16 protein-coding genes are annotated in these 18,697 nt (G+C 61.2%); 11 read left to right on the forward strand and 5 right to left on the reverse strand.

Annotated elements, in window-relative coordinates:
- Positions 1–59 precede the first annotated feature (59 nt).
- Both tcuB and tcuA read right to left on the reverse strand, forming a co-directional pair.
- On the reverse strand, positions 60–1,217 hold the full coding sequence (tcuB, locus tag BBI10_RS12720) for a tricarballylate utilization 4Fe-4S protein TcuB (protein ID WP_065988869.1): 1,158 nt from the start codon (positions 1,215–1,217) through the stop codon (positions 60–62).
- On the reverse strand, positions 1,204–2,658 hold the full coding sequence (gene tcuA, locus BBI10_RS12725; RefSeq protein ID WP_065988870.1) for an FAD-dependent tricarballylate dehydrogenase TcuA: 1,455 nt from the start codon (positions 2,656–2,658) through the stop codon (positions 1,204–1,206). The genes tcuB and tcuA overlap by 14 nt, the downstream gene beginning before the upstream one ends.
- A 194-nt stretch (positions 2,659–2,852) precedes the next feature.
- On the opposite strand from tcuA, the gene BBI10_RS12730 reads away from it, so the two are divergent.
- Entirely contained in the window at positions 2,853–3,773 is a 921-nt protein-coding gene (locus tag BBI10_RS12730) for a LysR family transcriptional regulator (RefSeq protein ID WP_065988871.1), read from the forward strand.
- Between the two features lie 146 nt (positions 3,774–3,919).
- On the opposite strand, the gene BBI10_RS27565 is transcribed toward BBI10_RS12730, so the two are convergent.
- Positions 3,920–4,075 carry a hypothetical protein gene (locus BBI10_RS27565; RefSeq protein WP_167355792.1) on the reverse strand — a complete coding sequence of 52 codons (156 nt, stop codon included), beginning with the start codon at positions 4,073–4,075 and terminating at the stop codon, positions 3,920–3,922.
- 97 nt (positions 4,076–4,172) lie between these two features.
- Here BBI10_RS27565 and gcvA point away from each other — a divergent pair, with 97 nt between their 5' ends.
- Together gcvA and BBI10_RS12740 are read left to right on the forward strand one after the other, a co-directional pair.
- Positions 4,173–5,078: a transcriptional regulator GcvA gene (gene gcvA, locus BBI10_RS12735; protein WP_065988872.1), complete on the forward strand. Its 906-nt coding sequence runs from the start codon at positions 4,173–4,175 to the stop codon at positions 5,076–5,078.
- Positions 5,079–5,155: 77 nt separating this feature from the next.
- Positions 5,156–5,983: a DMT family transporter gene (locus tag BBI10_RS12740; protein WP_065988873.1), complete on the forward strand. Its 828-nt coding sequence runs from the start codon at positions 5,156–5,158 to the stop codon at positions 5,981–5,983.
- 11 nt (positions 5,984–5,994) lie between these two features.
- Here BBI10_RS12740 and BBI10_RS12745 read toward each other — a convergent pair whose 3' ends face one another.
- Together BBI10_RS12745 and BBI10_RS12750 are read right to left on the reverse strand one after the other, a co-directional pair.
- Positions 5,995–6,276: a hypothetical protein gene (locus tag BBI10_RS12745; RefSeq protein ID WP_065988874.1), complete on the reverse strand. Its 282-nt coding sequence runs from the start codon at positions 6,274–6,276 to the stop codon at positions 5,995–5,997.
- Between the two features lie 177 nt (positions 6,277–6,453).
- Positions 6,454–6,972, reverse strand: a complete 519-nt coding sequence (locus BBI10_RS12750; protein WP_065988875.1) for an Hcp family type VI secretion system effector — start codon at positions 6,970–6,972, stop codon at positions 6,454–6,456.
- A 680-nt stretch (positions 6,973–7,652) separates the two neighbouring features.
- On the opposite strand from BBI10_RS12750, the gene tssA reads away from it, so the two are divergent.
- From tssA to BBI10_RS12790, 8 genes are all read left to right on the forward strand, one after another.
- Entirely contained in the window at positions 7,653–9,209 is a 1,557-nt protein-coding gene (gene tssA / locus BBI10_RS12755) for a type VI secretion system protein TssA (RefSeq protein WP_065988876.1), read from the forward strand.
- 32 nt (positions 9,210–9,241) lie between these two features.
- Positions 9,242–9,745: a type VI secretion system contractile sheath small subunit gene (gene tssB, locus BBI10_RS12760; protein ID WP_065988877.1), complete on the forward strand. Its 504-nt coding sequence runs from the start codon at positions 9,242–9,244 to the stop codon at positions 9,743–9,745.
- A 25-nt stretch (positions 9,746–9,770) separates the two neighbouring features.
- Positions 9,771–11,246, forward strand: coding sequence for a type VI secretion system contractile sheath large subunit (gene tssC / locus BBI10_RS12765; protein WP_065988878.1), 1,476 nt, complete (start codon positions 9,771–9,773; stop codon positions 11,244–11,246).
- 13 nt (positions 11,247–11,259) lie between these two features.
- Positions 11,260–11,679, forward strand: a complete 420-nt coding sequence (tssE, locus tag BBI10_RS12770; RefSeq protein WP_065988879.1) for a type VI secretion system baseplate subunit TssE — start codon at positions 11,260–11,262, stop codon at positions 11,677–11,679.
- A 107-nt stretch (positions 11,680–11,786) separates the two neighbouring features.
- Entirely contained in the window at positions 11,787–13,574 is a 1,788-nt protein-coding gene (gene tssF, locus BBI10_RS12775) for a type VI secretion system baseplate subunit TssF (RefSeq protein ID WP_065988880.1), read from the forward strand.
- Positions 13,538–14,560 carry a type VI secretion system baseplate subunit TssG gene (gene tssG / locus BBI10_RS12780; RefSeq protein ID WP_065988881.1) on the forward strand — a complete coding sequence of 341 codons (1,023 nt, stop codon included), beginning with the start codon at positions 13,538–13,540 and terminating at the stop codon, positions 14,558–14,560. The genes tssF and tssG overlap by 37 nt, the downstream gene beginning before the upstream one ends.
- Positions 14,557–17,136 carry a type VI secretion system ATPase TssH gene (gene tssH / locus BBI10_RS12785; protein ID WP_065988882.1) on the forward strand — a complete coding sequence of 860 codons (2,580 nt, stop codon included), beginning with the start codon at positions 14,557–14,559 and terminating at the stop codon, positions 17,134–17,136. The genes tssG and tssH overlap by 4 nt, the downstream gene beginning before the upstream one ends.
- A 10-nt stretch (positions 17,137–17,146) precedes the next feature.
- On the forward strand, positions 17,147–18,664 hold the full coding sequence (locus BBI10_RS12790; RefSeq protein ID WP_065988883.1) for a sigma-54 interaction domain-containing protein: 1,518 nt from the start codon (positions 17,147–17,149) through the stop codon (positions 18,662–18,664).
- Positions 18,665–18,697 lie beyond the last annotated feature (33 nt).

Below are 18,697 nucleotides of genomic sequence, written 5' to 3' on the forward strand. Positions count from 1 at the left end.
TAATCAGGACTCTTTGTTTTTATGGAGTGGGCAACGTGTGTGCATCGGTGTTGCGGGCTTCAGTCACTGCCCGCGTTGATCGGATTCGGCTGACGTTTTTCGATGGAGTACTTGAGCAACGCGGCGCTGCGAAAGATGCCGTGGGCGAACTTGCTATAGGGCATGGTCAGGAAGAAGGCCATGACCAGTCCCAGATGGATGGCCAGCAACAGGCCCAATGCGCTGCTTTCGCGGAACGCCAGCAGGGCCAGACCGCTGCCGCTCACCAGCATCAAGAGGGCGATGAAGCCGCGGTCCATGGGCTTCTGCTTTTCATCACCCTGGTCCGGGTTGCGCCGCAGGTTCATCCACAGCAGCCCGGCCGGGCCCACCAGCAGGCCGATGCCACCAACCACCCCGAGCATCACCGGCAGGCTGAAAATCGGGTAGGGCGCCGACCAGTCGAGCAAGTAGTGATACAGCGTCGCCGTTCCGGTGGCGGCGAAGCACAGCATGAATCCGTAAAAGGTGAAGTGGTGAAAACGCCGGCGCCACAAGGTGAATTTATCGTCAGCGTTGGTGCAGCCTTCGCCGTGACCGCCGTCCAGGTACTTGAGCTGGGCGACGTTGGCCGTCGCTTCCAATGCAGCGCTGGCCTTCAATGGCAGCGTCGATTGTGCGGGCGACACATTGCGCCAGAATCGGCGCACGCCAATGCCCAGGGCCAGCACGGCAAAGCCGAACACCGCGCCGAACATCAGGGCCAGGGTGTTGTGCGGGAAGATCCCGTAGAAGTTGCCGCCCGGCATCGCGGTGAACAGGTTGCCCATGACCATCAGCGTCAAGCACAGGAAAAACGCCAGACCGGCCCCTGACGCCAGCGCCAGGGTCAAGCCATTGCGCTGGTACAACGTGCCCAGCGCCTTGGGCCAGGCGTATTCGGCGTAGGTGTCCAGACGCACCTTGGCCATGGCCTTGGGCACATTGATCGCGAATTCGTGGGGCGCCGCGTACTGACAGGCCGACAGGCAGGCGCCGCAGTTGTGACACAGGTTCGCCAGATAATGAATGTCGGCCTGATTGAATTCGAGGCGACGGGTCATGGCCGGGAATACCGCACAGAAACCTTCGCAGTAGCGGCAGGCGTTGCAGATGGTCATCTGCCGCTCGACTTCGCTCTCCTGCAGGTTGAGGACCGGGATCAAGGCGCTCGGCGCCTGTGGATCAAACAGTTGCATGTCGGCGTTCCGATTTCGCTGAAGAGGGACCGAAGCCCGCTGAGGCGGCTGCCTGCACGCCGGCGATACGGCCGAACGCAGTGCCGATGGCCATGCCGATGCCCGCCGTGTAACCCTTGCCCAATACGTTGCCGGCCATCATCTCGCCAGCGACGAACAGGTTGGGGCTGGGCTTGCCCTGAAAGTGCACGGCGGCGGTGTCGTTGGTGGCCAGCCCGAGGTAGGTAAAGGTCACCCCCGGCTTGAGCGGGTAGGCGTAAAACGGCGGCTTGACCAGCGGCCGGGCCCAATGGGTCTTGGCCGGCGTCAGGCCTTCGGTGTGGCAGTCATCCAGGGCGGTGTGATCGAAGGTGCCGACCTGACAGGCCCGGTTGTAGTCCTCGACGGTCTTGACGAAGGTCGCTTCCGGCAGATTCAGCAGCCCCGCCAGCGCTTCCAGGGTGTCGGCCTTGGTGCCCGGAAAAACCGGCGGCATGAAGCGGCCGACGGCTTGCTGGTCGATGATCGAGAACGCTTGTTGATTCGGCTGACCGGCCACCAGACGTCCCCAGATCGCATAGCGCTTGGGCCAGAAATCTTCGCCTTCGTCGTAGAAACGTTCACCGTCGCGGTTGACCACCACGCCCAGAGACACACAGTCGATCCGCGTGCAGATGCCGCCGTCGTAGAGCGGGGCGCGGGCGTCGATGGCCACCATGTGTGCCTGGGTCGGGTCGCCGATGATGTCGGCGCCGAGGTCCTGCATGCGCCGTAGCAAAACGCCGGTGTTGAAGCGCGTGCCGCGAATCAGGAAGTTGTCCGACGGCCATTCTCCGCGCGCGTTCTGGCCCCAGGCTTCGCGCAGCCACTCACGGTTGGATTCGAAACCGCCCGCCGCCATGACACAAGACCTCGCCTCGATGCGCTCAGCGGGGAGCAACTGCCCATCCACCTCCCGCTCACCGACGTGAGCGGCGACGAACGCGCCGTCCTTCATCTCGATGTCAGTGACTTGGGCGTCGTAGCGAATCTGGATGCCCAGACGTTCGGCGCTGCGGAAATAGGCGTTGATCAGGGCTTTGCCCCCGCCCATGAAAAACGCGTTGGTGCGCGCCACGTGCAAGGCGCCCGACAAGGGTGGCTGGAAGTGCACGCCGTGGGAGCGCATCCAGTCGCGGCAGGTGGCGGAGGCCCGAATGGCGATGCGCGCCAGCTTTTCATCGGTCAGGCCGCCGGTCACCTTGAGCAGGTCTTGCCAGTATTCCTCTTCCGGGTAGGTGTCGATCAGCACATCCTGCGGCGCATCGTGCATGCAGCGCAGGTTGCGGGTGTGCTGCGAATTACCGCCGCGCCAGACTTTCGGCGAGCCTTCCAGCAACATCACGCTGGAACCGGCTTCCCGGGCCATCAACGCGGCGCACAAGGCCGCGTTACCGCCGCCGATCACCAGAACATCAACCATCATCACTCCTCGTCACGCCAGCGCTGGACAGAGTGCAACTGGCGGTGATGAACAGTAGGGACAGGCGCCGCTGGCCGAAAGGCGGGTTAAGGCGAGGGGGCTTTAGTTTTAGTAAAGGGTTAGGCTGCTCGGAATACGTATCCTTTGACGGCTGACTTTCCGCAGCTTGCGTCATAGCTCAACGAGGAGCCCCTGTGGAACTGCGCCAACTTCGCTATTTCGTCAAAGTCGTCGAGATGACCAGCCTGGGGCGCGCCGCCCTGGAACTGAATGTCGGCACGTCCGCCTTGAGCCAGCAGATGAGCAAGCTCGAAGACGAGTTGGCCACGCGCCTGCTCAATCGCACCTCCACCGGCGTCAGCCCGACAGCGGCGGGCCTGGCGTTTCTGCACCATGCGCAACTGACCCTGCGCCAGGCCGACGCCGCCGTGCAGGCCGCGCAACGGGGGCGGATGCGCGGCTACGTCAGCGTTGGCCTGCCACCGACCACGGCCAGCGTCCTGGCGTTGCCGCTGATCGAAGCGATGCGCGCGCGTTATCCGGACATCCAGCTGCACCTGGTGGAGATGCTCTCCGGCTACCTCGCCAGCCAGCTCAGCGCGCGACAGCTGGACCTCGCCGTGGTGTTCCAGGCCGACATCGCCCGGCGCTGGACCATGATTCCGCTGCTCGACGAAGCCGTAACCCTGCTGCACGCCCCGGGCTTCCCCGGCATTCCCCCTGGCGACACCCTCAGCCTCGCGCAGATCGGCGACATTCCTCTGGTGCTGCCGAGCAGCGGCCACGGCCTGCGCGCCACCCTCGCGAACGCTTTCGAAGCGGCCGGCATGCCGTTGAACGTGGTGATGGAGATCGACGGGCTGGCGACCTTGATGGACGTGGTGCGCCACGGCGTCGCCGCCACCCTTCAGCCCGGGGCTGCGGCGGCACGCTTTGCCGGGTCGGGATTGTGTGTGGTGCAGATTCACGAGAAGCACCTGATGCGCCGCAACACCCTGGCCAGTTTGCCGGACGACGAGCTTTCGCCTGCGGCGCTGGCGGTCCGGGTGGTGATTCGGGATGTGGTGAGGGTGTTGGTGGAGAAGCGCGAGTGGCCCGGGGCGACCTTGCTTTGAGTCGCGGCCACCTGCGGCGGTCCATCTACAGGCTTCCCGGCTAAAGCCGGTCCTGCACCTGGTTTTTCACCCACTGTCGCTGACTGAGCGCACTGGTTCAGTATCGATGACTGATGAGCGTCCTGCCTTCTTCGGCAGGCACCACTTTAACGCTGGCGGCCTTCCCGAAAAGCAAGCTCCGGCGCGGTCATGGGCTTGGCGGTTTCGCGCCAGAAGAACTTGAAAGTGGCCTGAGCGTTGGTGACTGCCGCCTTGAGTTCGTCGCTCTCGCCTTTCACGCTGTAGATGATCTGCCCGGTCATAAGTAAGTCGTTCCCTCTGTCGATCTGAATAATGTTCTACCATGAGTCGTCATTCATGGTGTGAGCCGCTGCGTTCACGCCCGCGAGGCCCGATCAAATGAGAGACCTGCCACCCACCGCCACCTTGCGCGCCTTCGAAGTTGCCACCCGTCACGGGACGTTTACCTCCGCCTCCGAGGAGCTGCACGTTACCCAAAGTGCCGTGAGTCACCAATTAAAAAATCTCGAAGACATCTGGGGCGTGCAGCTGTTTCAGCGTGGCAAGACGTTGAGCCTGACGCCGGCCGGTGCAGCGCTGGCGCCCATCGTGCGGACGTTTTTCATGAACCTGGAGGCGACGCTTGCGGACCTCCGGGAAGAGAACGGCCGGGTCAGGCTCAAGGTCAGCACGACCTATTCCTACGCGCTCAAATGGCTGTTGCCGCGCCTGCCCAATCTGTCCCAGCTGCACCCGGAAATCCTCGTCACGCTGGACAGCACAGACACCGCGATCAACTTTGCCAGCGGCGAGGCCGACGTGGCGATCCGTCTGGGTGGCGGCAACTACCCCGCGCTGCACTCGGAATTCATGTTCAGGGAGCACATCTTTCCGGTGGCGAGCCCTGATTTGCTCAAGCGCTTCGACATGCCCCGGGAGCCGGCCGAGCTGTTGCGCTATCCGCTGTTGGCCCGGGACGGTTCCGACCTGGTGCCCAAATGGGAGGTGTGGTTTCAGAGCATCGGCCTGGGCGTCACCTCGCTGAAGGAGAGCGTGCGTTTTCCCGACACCAACATGACCGTGGAGGCGGCCTTGTTAGGGCAGGGCATCGCTCTTGTTCGAAGTGGCCACGTGGAGAAAGAGCTGCGCGACGGCAGTTTGATCAGGTTGTTCGACGTGCCGTTTCCCTCGCCGGTGGCCTATTACTTCGTTTGCCCGAAGGGGGTCGAAACGCAGCCTCATGTGGCAAGTTTTCGCGACTGGTTGATCAGGGAGTCGACCGCAGCCGGGCTTAGTTATGGCTGAGGCATGAGCAATTGCTCATGATTCGATGAGCAGACTTCGCTTCCGTTTTGTGGGTCAGCCTGACTAAGATCCGCCCCATGCCGACCCATATCATTCTGTTAATCCTCTTCGCCGCTCTGCTGCACGCCAGCTGGAACGCGTTGCTGCGCGGCGGCAATGACAAGCTCTGGTCAATGACCATCATGTGCGTGGCGGTGGCCGTCGTCAGCCTGGCCGGGGTACTGTTCATGAACGCCCCGGCGCCGGAGAGCTGGCCTTACGCGGTGCTCTCTGCGCTGCTGCATGTCGGCTATAACCTGTTTCTGGTGCGCACCTACCGCAGCGGCGACCTCGGGCAAACCTACCCGATCTCCCGGGGCTCATCGCCGGTGCTGATTACGCTGTGTGCGTCGCTATTTGCGGGGGAGGTGGTCGAGACCGGCGCGATGATCGGCATTGCGCTGGTGTCAGCGGGGATTATTTCTCTGGCGTTCAAAGGCCGGAAACTGGACACGGCCAGCCTTCCGTATGCGTTGGGCACCGGCTGTTTCATTGCGGCCTATAGCGTGACGGACGGCATCGGCGGGCGTCTGTCCGGCGCGCCGATGGCGTACACCGTGTGGATGTGCGCGCTGTGGGGTGTGCTGATGCCGATCACCTACATCGGTCTGCGGGGCGCACGCAGTCTGCTGACGGTCCGGCCCGGTTTGGTCGCCTCGTTGGGCGGAGGCGTGGTGTCGCTGCTTGCTTACGGCATCGTCATCTATGCGATGACTCTTGCGCCGATGGGGGCCGTGTCGGCACTGCGCGAAACCAGCGTGCTGTTTGCCGCATTGCTCGGGTATCTGTTTTTGGGCGAGTCGCTGACCGTGCGCAAGATCCTCGCGTGCGTGGTCATTGCGGCCGGCACGATCATCATTGGCTGAGCCGTGCAGGCTCACTTGCGCAGCTTCGGTTTCACCGCCTTCAACCGCGCAATGGCCAGGTTGTGCAGGTATTGCCGTACGGCGTCGTGGTGCTCGACGCTGACGTGATAGCTGTCCAGCAGTCCCAACAAATACCCCTCGGCCATGGCGTGATACCGCGACACGCTCTCCCGAGTGTCACTGGTGTTGAGCCTGGCAATCAGCTCGTCGATCCGGGCGCGGTGCTCCTGTGAGAACCAGTCCTGCTGAGGGGCAGAGCCCGCATCGTCGGTCAGGGGCGTGTGCAGATTCATGGGGCCTCCAGGCGAGCACATCGGTCGCGGGCTGACAGGGCGCGGGACGGATGTGCAGCCGATCCCGCGAACATGGGGTTGGACAGCGCATCTGCCGCAAAATCCGCTAGCCCGCGCCGCGAAGGCTCGGAAATCCCGGCCAGTCTTACCGGCCGGGATTTTGAGGGTCAGCCGGACTCAGCCAGCCACCGGCGAGCGCCAGTCATCGGAGCCCGACGTGCCGCAGACTTCGTGGGTCCAGGTGATCTTGCGGTAGGTAAACTCCACGTCTTCCAGATGGGTGAAGTGAGCGTTCGACGGGTCCTGGCAGTTGTGCATGTAGTCTTTGATGTCGACGATAATCGCATCCTCGAGTTTAGTGGTGTAGTAATGCTCCTGTGTGCCTGCCGCCGAGGTGCGATACCACTGGATAGTGATCTCGGTCAGGCGTTCGCCCGACGTCAAGGCTGCCAGCAACAGCGGTGAAGACTTGTCGAACACCTTGGTGATCTTGACCGGCTTGTGAACACGCTGACCGGTCGGCTGACCCGACTGCGGGTCGCGGGGGATGATCATTTCATGTTGAAACCCTTGCACCATGACCTGATCTTCGTGACCTTCCTGAAACGTGTTGCCGACCGAGTCTGCGGTGAAAGCGCCCGCGGTGATCAGGCCCTGCTTGGTGCCTGTGATGGACATGTACGCTGGTGTTGCCATGAAGATGCTCCTTGCCTCATAAATTAAAGTGCCCAACAGCCAGTTCGCCTGGTGGACAGTGGTGTTAGTTCAAGCTTCGTGCCATGTAAGAACTCATCCCTGTAAAACATGGGTTTGATGGGGATTAAACGGTTCTTTGCCGGTGAAGGGGGAAGTTTTCTGCCGTGATGTGCGCAAGAAGTTGCACAGCGCTGCGCAACTTCTTGCGCATTTGCCTACAGAGGTCGGGATATAAGGGCTGCAAGTTATCGCTCAGCGATTTTTCGTTCAGGCAGTGCGCAACTTCTTGCGCATGGAGGCCCAGTGATAGTGCTTGTTGCGAGTGAGTGCAGGCAGCTGAGTAAGAATGATCCAGCCAGGCATGGGGGGCTGCATGATCTCCAGGCTCCGGTTCTGACCTCTGAACCCTGTGTTTTCCGCCGTTCGATCATCGATAAAAAAGATTTATGAAAGAAGTCTCTCTGAATCTCCGGTATTCAGAGAAACTTCCTACAAGGCTAGTGGAAATATCGCGTTTATAGAAAGCTTGATAGTGTAATTACCGCTGAGTACTATTCGCGGCCTCTGATGGGTAGACGTTTTGTTACATGTCGGTTGCCCACTTCGCTTGTATTTTAATTTCGTCAGGCTCGCCGATTTAAGTGTCTGTCGTTGGCGCGTTTTTACGCTGAAGATCTCGAATGTCTTATTCAAGTTCACTGTCTGAATATTATCTTGAAGCTGCCCAAGCCTGCATATCCACTGTGAGCTTCGCGGGTGAAGACATTCGTTTTTCAAACGAATACGAGGCGTTGGAAAACGAGGTTAATAAAGCTCAGTCCATGCATGAAACGGCCCAGATCGACTGGCTGAACGTGCGTGAACAAAGTGAAAACCTGCTTCGCACCCAATCCAAAGATTTGCGCGTCGGGGCTTGGCTGACGTGGGCCCTGTATCAGCGTGAATCTTTCCAGGGGCTGTTGGCAGGACTTGGGCTTCTTCACCATCTTTGCGTACGCCACTGGGATGAAGTTCATCCCGTCAAGGCCCGCACCCGTTCCGCAGCCATCGGTTGGCTGCTCCCCCGTCTTGAGCAAGTGCTGTTTGATGACGTCGCTATCAAAGAGCAGTCGCCGCTGTTCAGTCGCCTCGTCGAGATGCTCGAAGACCTTGATGCGGTGTTCACACAGCACATGGGCGACGATGCACCGTTGCTCTTGCCGGTGTCCCGGCGTTTGAAAAACATGGCCCGGCACACGGTTCACAACCTGCCTGACGCCAGGATTGCCGGAGGCGCTGATGCGCCAGTCAAGCCGTCTGCCACTCCGCCGCTCCCCTCAACTGCGCTGATCGACAGCGAGAAAGACGCGCAAAAGTCCCTGCGGTTTCAGCAGGATAGCGGGCGCTCATTGTGTGCCTGGTGGCTCAAGCAGAAAGCCAGCGATCTGCGCGCGTTGCGTTTGAACCGGACATTGCTGTGGTTGCCGATCGAGGCATTGCCGGAGCGCAACTCAGAGCACATCACCGCGCTGCGCGGGCTCCCGGCAGACAAGCTCAAATGTTATCGAGACCGATACGATCAGGGCAGCTACGCCGATCTGATTATCGAGCTGGAGGCGAGTCTGGCAAAGGCGCCGTTCTGGTTCGATGGCCAGCGAATGGTCTGGGAGTGCCTGCACGCGCTGAAAGCCGAGGTGGCAATGCGTGAGGTAGTAATCCAGTTCGCGCTGTTGATTCAGCGGCTCCCCGGGGTCATCGAGCTTCGTTTTCACGACGGCACCCCGTTTGCGGACCCTGCGACTCGCGCCTGGATTGGCGCCAGCGTCACACCTCGCCTGCAGGCTGCCAGCGCGCCTCGCAGCGTCGACACCACAGTTAACCAGCCGGTCTGGGAAGACGCCCTGGAGTGCGCGGTCTCGGTGCTGCGCGATGACGGCCTCAGGGCCGCTGTCCAGCGCCTGAAGCAGGGCCTGCACAGCGCCCGGGGCGAGCGTGCACGATTTTTCTGGCAATTCGCCCTGGCCCGGTTGTGCTTCACCGCCAGGAAATACGAACTCGCCAAGACCCTGCTCGAAACCCTCGACCAAACCCTGCAGGACTCAGGCATCAATGCCTGGGAGCCTGATCTTGCGCTGCAGGTGCTGCATCTCTTGCACAGCTGTTTCGAATTGCTGCCCCAGGGTCATGGCGCCCGGGAACGCAAGGAAGAGGTTTATCGCAGGCTGTGCCACCTCGACCTCGAAGTCGTACTTGAATAGGCCCCAGGGCCCTAATTACCAGGAGAACGGCCATGGCCAAAGAAGGATCGGTAGCCCCCAAAGAACGTATCAACGTCACGTTCAAGCCCGCCACGGGGGGTGCGCAGGAAGAGATCGAGCTGCCTTTGAAGCTGCTCGCAATCGGTGATTACACCTTACGAAAAGACGAGCGAAAAGTCGAAGAGCGCAAGCCCATCAGCATCGACAAGATGACCTTTGACGAGGTGCTGGCGAAGCAGGCCCTGAGCCTCACGCTGAGCGTGCCCAACCGTCTCCAAGCGGAGGAAGGGAATGAGGAGTTGGCGGTGCAACTGCACGTCAAGTCGATGAAGGACTTCAATCCGGCCTCGCTGGTGGACCAAGTGCCGGAACTGAAAAAACTCATGGAACTGCGCGACGCCCTGGTGGCGCTCAAAGGACCGCTGGGGAACGCGCCCGCTTTTCGCAAAGCCATTGAAGGGGTACTCGCCAACGACGAGTCCCGCGGTCGCGTGCTGGGCGAGCTGGGTTTGAACGCCGCCGCCCAGGACACCTGAGTCCATCTGCCAAGGAGCCAACATCATGAGTACTACACCAGCGCAGCAGCAGGGCAAAGAACCCGGCGAGTTCAGCATTCTCGACAGCATCATTGCCGAAACCCGCCTGCCTCGGGATGAGGATGCCTATGGCATCGCCAAGCGCGGCGTGTCGGCGTTTATCGAGGAACTGCTCAAACCCCAAAATGCGGGTGAGCCGGTGAAGAAGGCAATGGTTGACCGCATGATTGCCGAGATCGATGCCAAGCTGGGGCGTCAGATGGACGAGATTTTGCACCACCCGGACTTCCAGTCTCTGGAGTCGTCCTGGCGTGGTTTGCAGTTGCTGGTCGAGCGGACCGACTTTCGCGAGAACATCAAGATTGAAATCCTCAACGTGTCCAAAGAGGACTTGCTGGAAGATTTCGAAGATTCCCCCGAGGTCATGCAAGCCGGTCTCTACAAGCATATCTACACCGCCGAGTACGGTCAGTTCGGTGGGCAGCCTGTGGGAGCGATCATCGCCAACTACTTCATGTCCCCCAGCGCCCCGGACGTGAAGCTGATGCAGTACGTTTCCAGCGTGGCCTGCATGTCCCACGCGCCATTTATCGCCGCCGCCGGCCCCAGGTTCTTTGGCCTGGAAAGCTTCACCGGCCTGCCAGACCTGAAAGATCTGAAGGATCATTTCGAGGGCCCGCAGTTCGCCAAATGGCAGAGCTTCCGTCAGTCGGAAGACGCCCGCTACGTGGGCCTGACGGTGCCACGCTTCCTGCTGCGCAACCCGTACGACCCGCAGGAGAATCCGGTCAAGTCGTTTGTCTACAAGGAAACCGTTGCCAACAGCCATGAGCACTACCTGTGGGGCAACACGGCGTACGCCTTCGGTACGAAGCTGACGGACAGCTTCGCGAAATTCCGCTGGTGCCCGAACATCATCGGCCCCCAGAGCGGTGGCGCAGTCGAAGATTTACCGCTGCACCACTTCGAAAGCATGGGTGAAATCGAAACCAAGATCCCTACCGAAGTCTTGGTCAGTGATCGGCGTGAATACGAGTTGGCGGAGGAGGGCTTTATCTCCCTGACCATGCGCAAGGGCTCGGACAACGCGGCGTTCTTCTCCGCCAGCTCGGTTCAAAAACCCAAGTTTTTCGGCACCAGCGCGGAGGGCAAGGCGGCGGAGCTGAACTACAAACTCGGCACCCAGCTGCCGTACATGATGATCGTCAACCGTCTTGCTCACTATCTGAAAGTCCTGCAACGCGAGCAGTTGGGTTCCTGGAAAGAACGCACTGACCTCGAACTGGAACTGAACAAGTGGATTCGCCAGTACGTTGCCGACCAGGAGAATCCGAGCGCTGAAGTCCGTGGTCGGCGTCCCCTGCGTGCCGCGCAGATCATCGTCAGTGACGTGGAGGGTGAACCCGGCTGGTATCGCGTCAGCCTGAACGTGCGCCCGCATTTCAAATACATGGGCGCCGATTTCACCCTGTCGCTGGTGGGCAAGCTGGACAAAGAGTGAAGGGGGTCGACGCATGACTGGGTACGGCAGCCTTTTTGAACGCCTGGGTGGCGACGCCGACAAGCGCGTTGGCTGGAGCCGCGAAGACGCTGCGACGGCATCGGTGGCTGCCCATCTGGCCAAGATGCTCAGCACCCGTGCGGGCAGCGTTCAGACGCTTATCGACTACGGGCTGCCGGATCTCAACGACATGCGTTTAAGCCTTCATGACGCGTTGACCAACGCGCGGCTCGCTATTGAGGTTTTCATCGAAACCTACGAGCCACGCTTGAGCAGCGTCCAGGTCATCGCGCTGCCCCACGAAAACGATCAGCTTCGGCTCGCCTTTCGTATCGAGGGGCTGCTGGAGGTTGAGGGTTTCAAGCGTCAGGTCACTTTCGCCGCCTGCCTGGAGGGCGGCGGTCAGGTACAGGTCAACCACAGAAAAGCCTGATGTCAGGACACGCTGCATGTGACTGCACCCGATGACGGAAGGCACCAGCAGGCGGTTTTCCGCAACGACCACCCTTGAACCAAACAGCTGCGCTCGAAGGTAAAACCATGTCCTTTAACCACTACTACCAAAGCGAGCTCACCGCGCTTCGCCAGCTAGGTCGTCTGTTTGCCGAGCGCAGCCCGGCGTTGGCGCCTTTTCTGGGGCAGGCCGGACGGGATCCTGACGTAGAGCGGCTGCTGGAAGGCTTCGCGTTCCTGACCGGACGCCTGCGACAGAAGCTCGATGACGAGCTGCCCGAGCTCAGTCATTCGCTGATGCAACTGCTGTGGCCCAACTACATGCAGCCGCTGCCTGCCTTCAGCATTCTGCAATTTGACCCGCTGAAGCTGGCAGGGCCTGCGCTGAGGGTGGAGCGGGATACGCCGGTGGACAGCGTGCCGATCGATGGCGTGCAGTGTCGCTTCCGCACCTGCTACCCGACCGATGTCCAGGCGCTCGATCTGGTCGCACTGACGTACTCGGTCAAGGGCGAGGGCTCACTGTTGAGTTTGCGGCTGGAGACCAGCGGCGAAGGCCATTTTGGTGAGTTGCAATTGAGCCGTTTGCGCCTGCATTTTGCCGGCGAGCGTTACATCAGCCAGATGCTCTATCTGAGCCTTCTGCGCAATATCGAGAGGATCGAGCTGGTGCCGTTGGACGGGGACGGCAAGCCCATCCAGGGCGTCAATGGCCTGCCCATGTCATTCAGCATCCCTGGCGACCGTATCCAGCCCGTGGGATTTGCCGAAGACGAAGCGCTGATCCCGTATCCGCTGAATACCTTCCGCGGTTACCGCTATTTGCAGGAGTACTTCGCTTTCCAGGACAAGTTTCTGTTTGTGGACGTGAATGGTCTGGACCTGCTCGCTGCATTGCCGGAAGAAACGCTCAAACGCCTACGCGGGCTTGAATTGCGTTTCGACATTCGCAAGAGCGGTGTGCAGCGCCTGCGACCGACGCTGGACAACGTCAAGCTCCATTGCACGCCCATCGTGAACCTGTTCAAACATGACGCCACGCCGATCCGCCTCGAGGGCAAACAGGACGAGTACCTGCTGATGCCGGCGCTCTATAGCCCGGAAAATTGCGGCGTGTTTTCGGTCGAATCGGTGATCGGCTGGAAGCCCGGTGGCTTGGGTTACGAAACCTACGTGCCTTTCGAGTCCTTTGAGCATGACCCCAGTTTCGATGTGCCGAACCGCCGTCCGCACTACAGCATTCGCCAGCGTTCATCGTCGCTGCACGATGGGCTCGACACCTACCTGAGCTTCGGCATCCGTCACACCGAAGCCTCTGAAACACTGTCGATCGAGATGACGTGCACCCATCAGAACCTGCCGCGCAAGCTCAAGCTGGGTGACATTTGCATCGCCTGCGAACAGACACCGGAAGGTCTGACCTTCCGCAATATCACCCCGGCCACGCCCAGTTATGCGCCGCCGCTGAACCGCGACTTCCTGTGGAAGCTGATCAGCAACATGTCGCTTAACTACCTGTCCCTGGCGGACGTCAACGCCTTGAAGGTGATCCTCGAAACCTACGACTTGCCGCGCTATTACGACCCGCACGCAGAAAAGGTCAGCAGGCGCCTGCTGGGCGGGCTCAAGTCGATCCGGCACCAGCATGTCGACCGGCTGCACAAAGGGCTGCCGGTACGCGGGTTGCGCACCGAGCTGACCATCGACCCGCACGGCTATATCGGCGAGGGCGACGTGTTCGTGTTTGCCTCCGTTCTTAATGAGTTTTTTGCGCTTTACGCCAGCCTCAATTCGTATCACGAGCTGCGCGTGAAAAGCACACAGGGAGAGGTGTACCAATGGACACCCCGTATGGGCCTGCAGCCCCTGCTTTGAGCGGGCTGACCCAAGGCATACGCGAATATTCGCTGTTTCAGGCCGTCTTGCTGGTCATCGACCGGCTGCGCATGGCGCACCCGCATTTGAGCGATGACGACCTGTATGACCAGCTGGAATTCCAGGCCAACCCGAGCCTTGGCTTTCCGGGCAGTGATGTGGACCGCGTGGAGTTTTTTGAAGCGTCCGGGCTGATGCGTGCACGCCTGCGCTTCAACCTGCCGGGACTTGTCGGGTCCGGATCGCCTTTGCCTGCGTTTTATAGCGAGCAGGCATTGGGCGACAGCGAGGAAGGCAACCCGACCCGCCAGTTCCTGGACCTGTTTCACCACCGCCTGCATCGGCTGATGCTGCCGATCTGGAAGAAATACCGCTACCGCGCCTGTTTTGAAAGCGGCGCGATCGATCCGTTTTCGTCGCAGTTGTTCGCGCTCATCGGACTGGGCAGCGAGGAGATTCGACAGGCGCGGGAGCTGAACTGGAAGCGACTGCTGCCCTACCTGGGTTTGCTCAGCCTGCGCGCGCATTCGGCAGCGCTGATCGAGGCGGTGCTGCGGTACTACTTCAAACACGCAGCACTGACGATTGAACAATGCATGGAGCGTCGCGTGGACATTCTCCAAGAGCAGCGCAACAGCCTTGGCCGAGCCAACAGCCAGCTCGGCGAGGACTTGGTGCTTGGCGAACACGTCCGCGACCGCAGTGGCAAATTCCGCATTCATGTTCGAGAGCTTGGCTGGCAGCGTTTCCACGAGTTCCTGCCCATCGGCGCGGGTTACCAACCGCTGTGCGCATTGGTGCGATTCACGCTGCGTGACCCGCTTGATTACGACGTTCGCCTGGCGCTGCGTCAGGAAGAAATTCGCGAACTGCGCCTGGCCGGTCAGAACGCGTGTCGCCTTGGATGGACCAGTTGGCTGGGCCGCGACCGCGCGGACGGCGTGGTCACCCTGGGCAGCCAATCATTAAGGACAGCCGAACGATGAGTAACATCAACCTGCAACAACTTATTCAGGCGCTCGACGCCGAAAGCCGTCGCGACCTGGAGCACGCCGCCGAGCGCTGCGTGGGACGCGGCGGTAGCAAGGTGCTTGTCGAGGACCTGTTGCTGTGCTTGCTGGAGCGCCCACAGGGCCTGCTGTCCCGCGCGCTGCAGGATGCCGGCGTGGACGCGGGTGAACTTGGCGCCGCGTTGCAGATGCGGATGGAACACAGTGCGTCCCGCAGCCCGGTATTTGCCCCGGAACTGGTGCAGTGGCTGCAGGATGCGCTGCTGGTCGCCAACCTTGAATTGGGCCAGACCCAGGTTGAACAAGGGGCGCTGATCCTTGCGTTACTGCGCAACCCCATGCGTTACGCGGGCAGCCGCTATCAGGCATTGCTCGCCCGACTGAACATCGAGCGCTTGAAAGCATTCGCCTTGTCACAGAAGGCCCATTCCGACGCCGGCAACCGCGATGCGGCCGGCGAGTCACTGCTGACCCGCTTTACCCATAACCTCACCCAACAGGCCCGAGACGGCAGGCTCGACCCGGTGCTGTGCCGTGACGACGCCATTCGGCAAATGGTGGATATTCTCGCCCGTCGGCGGAAAAACAACCCGATCGTGGTGGGTGATGCCGGTGTCGGCAAGACGGCGATCGTTGAAGGGCTGGCGTCGCGTATCGTCGCCGGGGAAGTGCCGCAGGCAATAAAGGACGTTGAGCTGCTGTCGCTGGACATGGGGCTGTTGCAGGCCGGCGCCAGCGTCAAAGGGGAGTTCGAACGTCGCCTCAAGGGCGTGATCGACGAGGTCAAGGCGTCGCCCAAACCGATCATATTGTTTATCGACGAGGCCCATACCCTGATCGGGGCCGGGGGGGAGGCGGGTGGCTCCGATGCGGCCAACCTGCTCAAGCCGGCCCTGGCGCGTGGCGAACTGCGCACCATCGCTGCGACGACCTGGACCGAATACAAAAAATACATCGAGAAAGACCCGGCGCTGGCCCGCCGCTTCCAGCCGGTGCGGTTGCACGAACCGACCATCAATGAAGCTGTGACCATCCTGCGTGGCCTTGCTCACGTTTACGAGCGGAGCCACGGCATCTATCTGCGGGACGACGCAGTGGTCGCCGCTGCTGAGTTGTCTGCCCGCTATCTCGCCGGCCGCCAGTTGCCGGACAAGGCCGTCGATGTGCTCGACACGGCGTGCGCACGCGTTCGCATCAGCCTCGCCGCCGCCCCCCAACGTCTTGAGCGTCTGCGCAATGAACTGGCTGAAGGCAGCCGCCAGCGTCAGGCGCTGCGTCGTGACGCCGAAGCCGGTTTGCTCATTGATCATCCGGCACTGGATGCACTGGAAAACCGTTTGCGCGCTGCGGATGAAGAACGCCTTGCGCTCGAGTCACTCTGGCTTGAACAGAAGGGATTGGCCGAGCGCCTGCTGGAGCTGCGTCAGCGAATGGCGCAGGCGGTTGATGTCGATGAACCGCACACTGTCGAAGACCTGCAAGCCGCCCGCGATGAGATTCACCTCGCCCTGACTCAGGCCCAGGCCCGGGAGCGGCTGGTGAGCTTCGAAGTCTGCCCGCGGCTTGTCGCCGAAGTGATCAGTGCCTGGACCGGCGTGCCCTTGGCGCAATTGGCGCGAGAGCACAACGCCAAAATCGCCAGCTTTTCAAGGGACTTGAGCGCCCGCATTCGCGGTCAGGAGCACGCGGTGCACGCCCTTGATCGTTCGATGCGGGCCACTGCAGCCGGTCTTAACAAACCTGACGCACCCGTGGGCGTGTTCCTGTTGGTCGGGCCGAGCGGTGTGGGCAAGACTGAAACCGCGCTGGCGCTCGCTGACTTGCTGTATGGCGGCGAGCGGTTCATCACCACCATCAACATGTCCGAGTTCCAGGAGAAGCACACCGTCTCGCGTCTGATTGGTGCGCCGCCGGGCTACGTGGGTTACGGCGAGGGCGGCATGCTCACCGAAGCGGTGCGGCAGAGACCGTATTCCGTGGTCCTGCTCGATGAAGTCGAAAAAGCCGATCCGGACGTGTTGAATCTGTTCTATCAGATCTTTGACAAGGGCGTGGCCAACGACGGGGAAGGGCGGGAGATCAATTTCCGCAACACGCTGATCCTGATGACCTCGAACTTGGGAAGCGACCTCATCAGTGACCTCTGTGCCGACGGCGCGCGTCCCGCTGCGCAGGTGCTTGAGGACACTATCTGTCCGGTGCTCGCGAGTCACTTCAAGCCGGCGCTGCTGGCCCGCATGCGCGTCGTCCCCTATTACCCCGTGAGCGGGTCAGTGCTGCGCGAATTGATCGAGGTCAAACTGGGACGCCTGGGCGAGCGTCTGAATCGCCGTCAGCTGGCGTTCACCTTTTCCGAGGCGCTGGTCGATCATCTGGTGGAGCGCTGCAGCCAAAGTGACAGCGGCGCACGTCTGATCGACCACTTGCTGGAGCTTCACGTACTGCCCCAGGTGGCTGACCGGTTGCTCGATGCGATGGCGGCAGGTCAACGTCTCACGTCCGTGCACGCAACCGTCGATCACGAAGCCGCCGTGACCTGCGAGTTTGCCTGAGGTGGGCGCGATGTTCATTCAGGTCCCGCAGCCGCTGGCCTACGCCGAAGCGTTGCTGGAGCAATTCGCCCGGCTCGCCTGCGCCAGCGACGATGCGGCGCTGCTGGGCGGTTTCGCGCTGGGGCTCGCCGATTTGAGCGGGTGCGAGCTGACACAGCTTTATCTGCTGGACGCGGGTCATACGGGTCTGGGGATGACCGCCGAGTGCCTTGAGGGCAGCTTGCAACCCCGCGAGGGACAAAACCTGCCCGCCGATTACAACGATGAGCAGCTGCTGCAGTTTGCGCTGTGCCAAAACCGCGTTGTGTGCCTTGCCGATTTGCCGGGCAGCCTGCATGAAACCAGGTTCCTGCCGACCAGAGCCGTGCCCTGGCAGTCGCTGCTGTGTGTGCCCATCGTCAGTGATAAGCAGAAGGTGGAAGGCTTGCTCGTCTGCGCGAGCACTCGACACCTCGAGTTGCACGCTTTTGCCGACTCCCTCGGCCGACTGGGCACGTTCGTGCTGCGCCAATTGCACCTTCTTCAGCGCTTGAAACGCCGTACCGATGACTCACGACCCGTGCCCGTCAGTGTGCCCAGCATCAGCGCCTATGGATTGATCGGCAAAAGCGCGCCCCTGCGCCAGACCTGTTCGATGATCAGTAAAGTCCTGCACAGCCCGTATACCGTTTTGCTGTGCGGAGAAACGGGCACGGGCAAGGAGGTGGTGGCACGTGCCATCCACGACCATGGTCCGCGTCGCTCTCAGGCTTTTATTGTGCAGAACTGCGCGGCACTGCCCGAAAGCCTGCTGGAAAGCGAGCTGTTCGGCTACAGCAAAGGGGCGTTCACCGGTGCCCTGCGTAATCGCGCCGGGCTGTTCGACGCTGCCAACGGCGGGACCCTGTTGCTCGATGAGGTCGGCGACATGCCATTGTCGCTGCAGGCCAAGCTGCTGCGGGTGCTGCAGGAGGGCGAGATACGCCCGCTGGGCTGCAACGATACGCACAAGATAGACGTGCGCATCCTTGCAGCGACCCACCGGGATTTATCGGTCATGGTCAGGGAAGGCACGTTTCGCGAAGACCTCTACTACCGTCTCTCGCAATTCCCCATCGAGTTGCCCGCCCTGCGTCAGCGCGGCGATGACATCGTCGATCTCGCCCGACATTTTGCCGACAAGGCTTGCGCATTTCTGCAACGGGATGCACTGCGCTGGTCGGACGCCGCGCTCGATTATCTTTCTGGCTATGCCTTCCCTGGCAACGTTCGCGAACTCAAGGGGCTGGTTGAACGCGCCGTTCTGCTGTGTGAAGGCGACGAATTGCTCGCCGAGCATTTCACCCTGCGCGCGCAGGCCGCCCCTGATGATGCCCGCCTGAATCTGCGCGAACGTCTTGAGCAGGTCGAACGCGGCTTGCTGCTCGATTGCCTGCGTAAAAACGCGGGGAACCAGACCCTGTCCGCCCGCGAGCTTGGCCTGCCCAGGCGCACGCTGCTGTACCGCCTTGGCCGCCTCAATATCAATCCGGGTGAAGTCAATGCGTAGCCCCGAACCATTTCTTTCCCACTTGCTTTCCCT

This window comes from Pseudomonas graminis, from assembly GCF_001705435.1.
GTDB lineage: Bacteria > Pseudomonadota > Gammaproteobacteria > Pseudomonadales > Pseudomonadaceae > Aquipseudomonas > Aquipseudomonas graminis_B.

Bases quoted from the DNA above. Each gene is read 5' to 3' on its own strand.
- tcuB (WP_065988869.1), bottom strand. From the start codon at position 1,217: ATGCAACTGTTTGATCCACAGGCGCCGAGCGCCTTGATCCCGGTCCTC.
- tcuA (WP_065988870.1), bottom strand. From the start codon at position 2,658: ATGGTTGATGTTCTGGTGATCGGCGGCGGTAACGCGGCCTTGTGCGCC.
- BBI10_RS27565 (WP_167355792.1), bottom strand. From the start codon at position 4,075: ATGACCGGGCAGATCATCTACAGCGTGAAAGGCGAGAGCGACGAACTC.
- gcvA (WP_065988872.1), top strand. From the start codon at position 4,173: ATGAGAGACCTGCCACCCACCGCCACCTTGCGCGCCTTCGAAGTTGCC.
- BBI10_RS12740 (WP_065988873.1), top strand. From the start codon at position 5,156: ATGCCGACCCATATCATTCTGTTAATCCTCTTCGCCGCTCTGCTGCAC.
- BBI10_RS12745 (WP_065988874.1), bottom strand. From the start codon at position 6,276: ATGAATCTGCACACGCCCCTGACCGACGATGCGGGCTCTGCCCCTCAG.
- BBI10_RS12750 (WP_065988875.1), bottom strand. From the start codon at position 6,972: ATGGCAACACCAGCGTACATGTCCATCACAGGCACCAAGCAGGGCCTG.
- tssA (WP_065988876.1), top strand. From the start codon at position 7,653: ATGTCTTATTCAAGTTCACTGTCTGAATATTATCTTGAAGCTGCCCAA.
- tssB (WP_065988877.1), top strand. From the start codon at position 9,242: ATGGCCAAAGAAGGATCGGTAGCCCCCAAAGAACGTATCAACGTCACG.
- tssC (WP_065988878.1), top strand. From the start codon at position 9,771: ATGAGTACTACACCAGCGCAGCAGCAGGGCAAAGAACCCGGCGAGTTC.
- tssE (WP_065988879.1), top strand. From the start codon at position 11,260: ATGACTGGGTACGGCAGCCTTTTTGAACGCCTGGGTGGCGACGCCGAC.
- tssF (WP_065988880.1), top strand. From the start codon at position 11,787: ATGTCCTTTAACCACTACTACCAAAGCGAGCTCACCGCGCTTCGCCAG.
- tssG (WP_065988881.1), top strand. From the start codon at position 13,538: ATGGACACCCCGTATGGGCCTGCAGCCCCTGCTTTGAGCGGGCTGACC.
- tssH (WP_065988882.1), top strand. From the start codon at position 14,557: ATGAGTAACATCAACCTGCAACAACTTATTCAGGCGCTCGACGCCGAA.
- BBI10_RS12790 (WP_065988883.1), top strand. From the start codon at position 17,147: ATGTTCATTCAGGTCCCGCAGCCGCTGGCCTACGCCGAAGCGTTGCTG.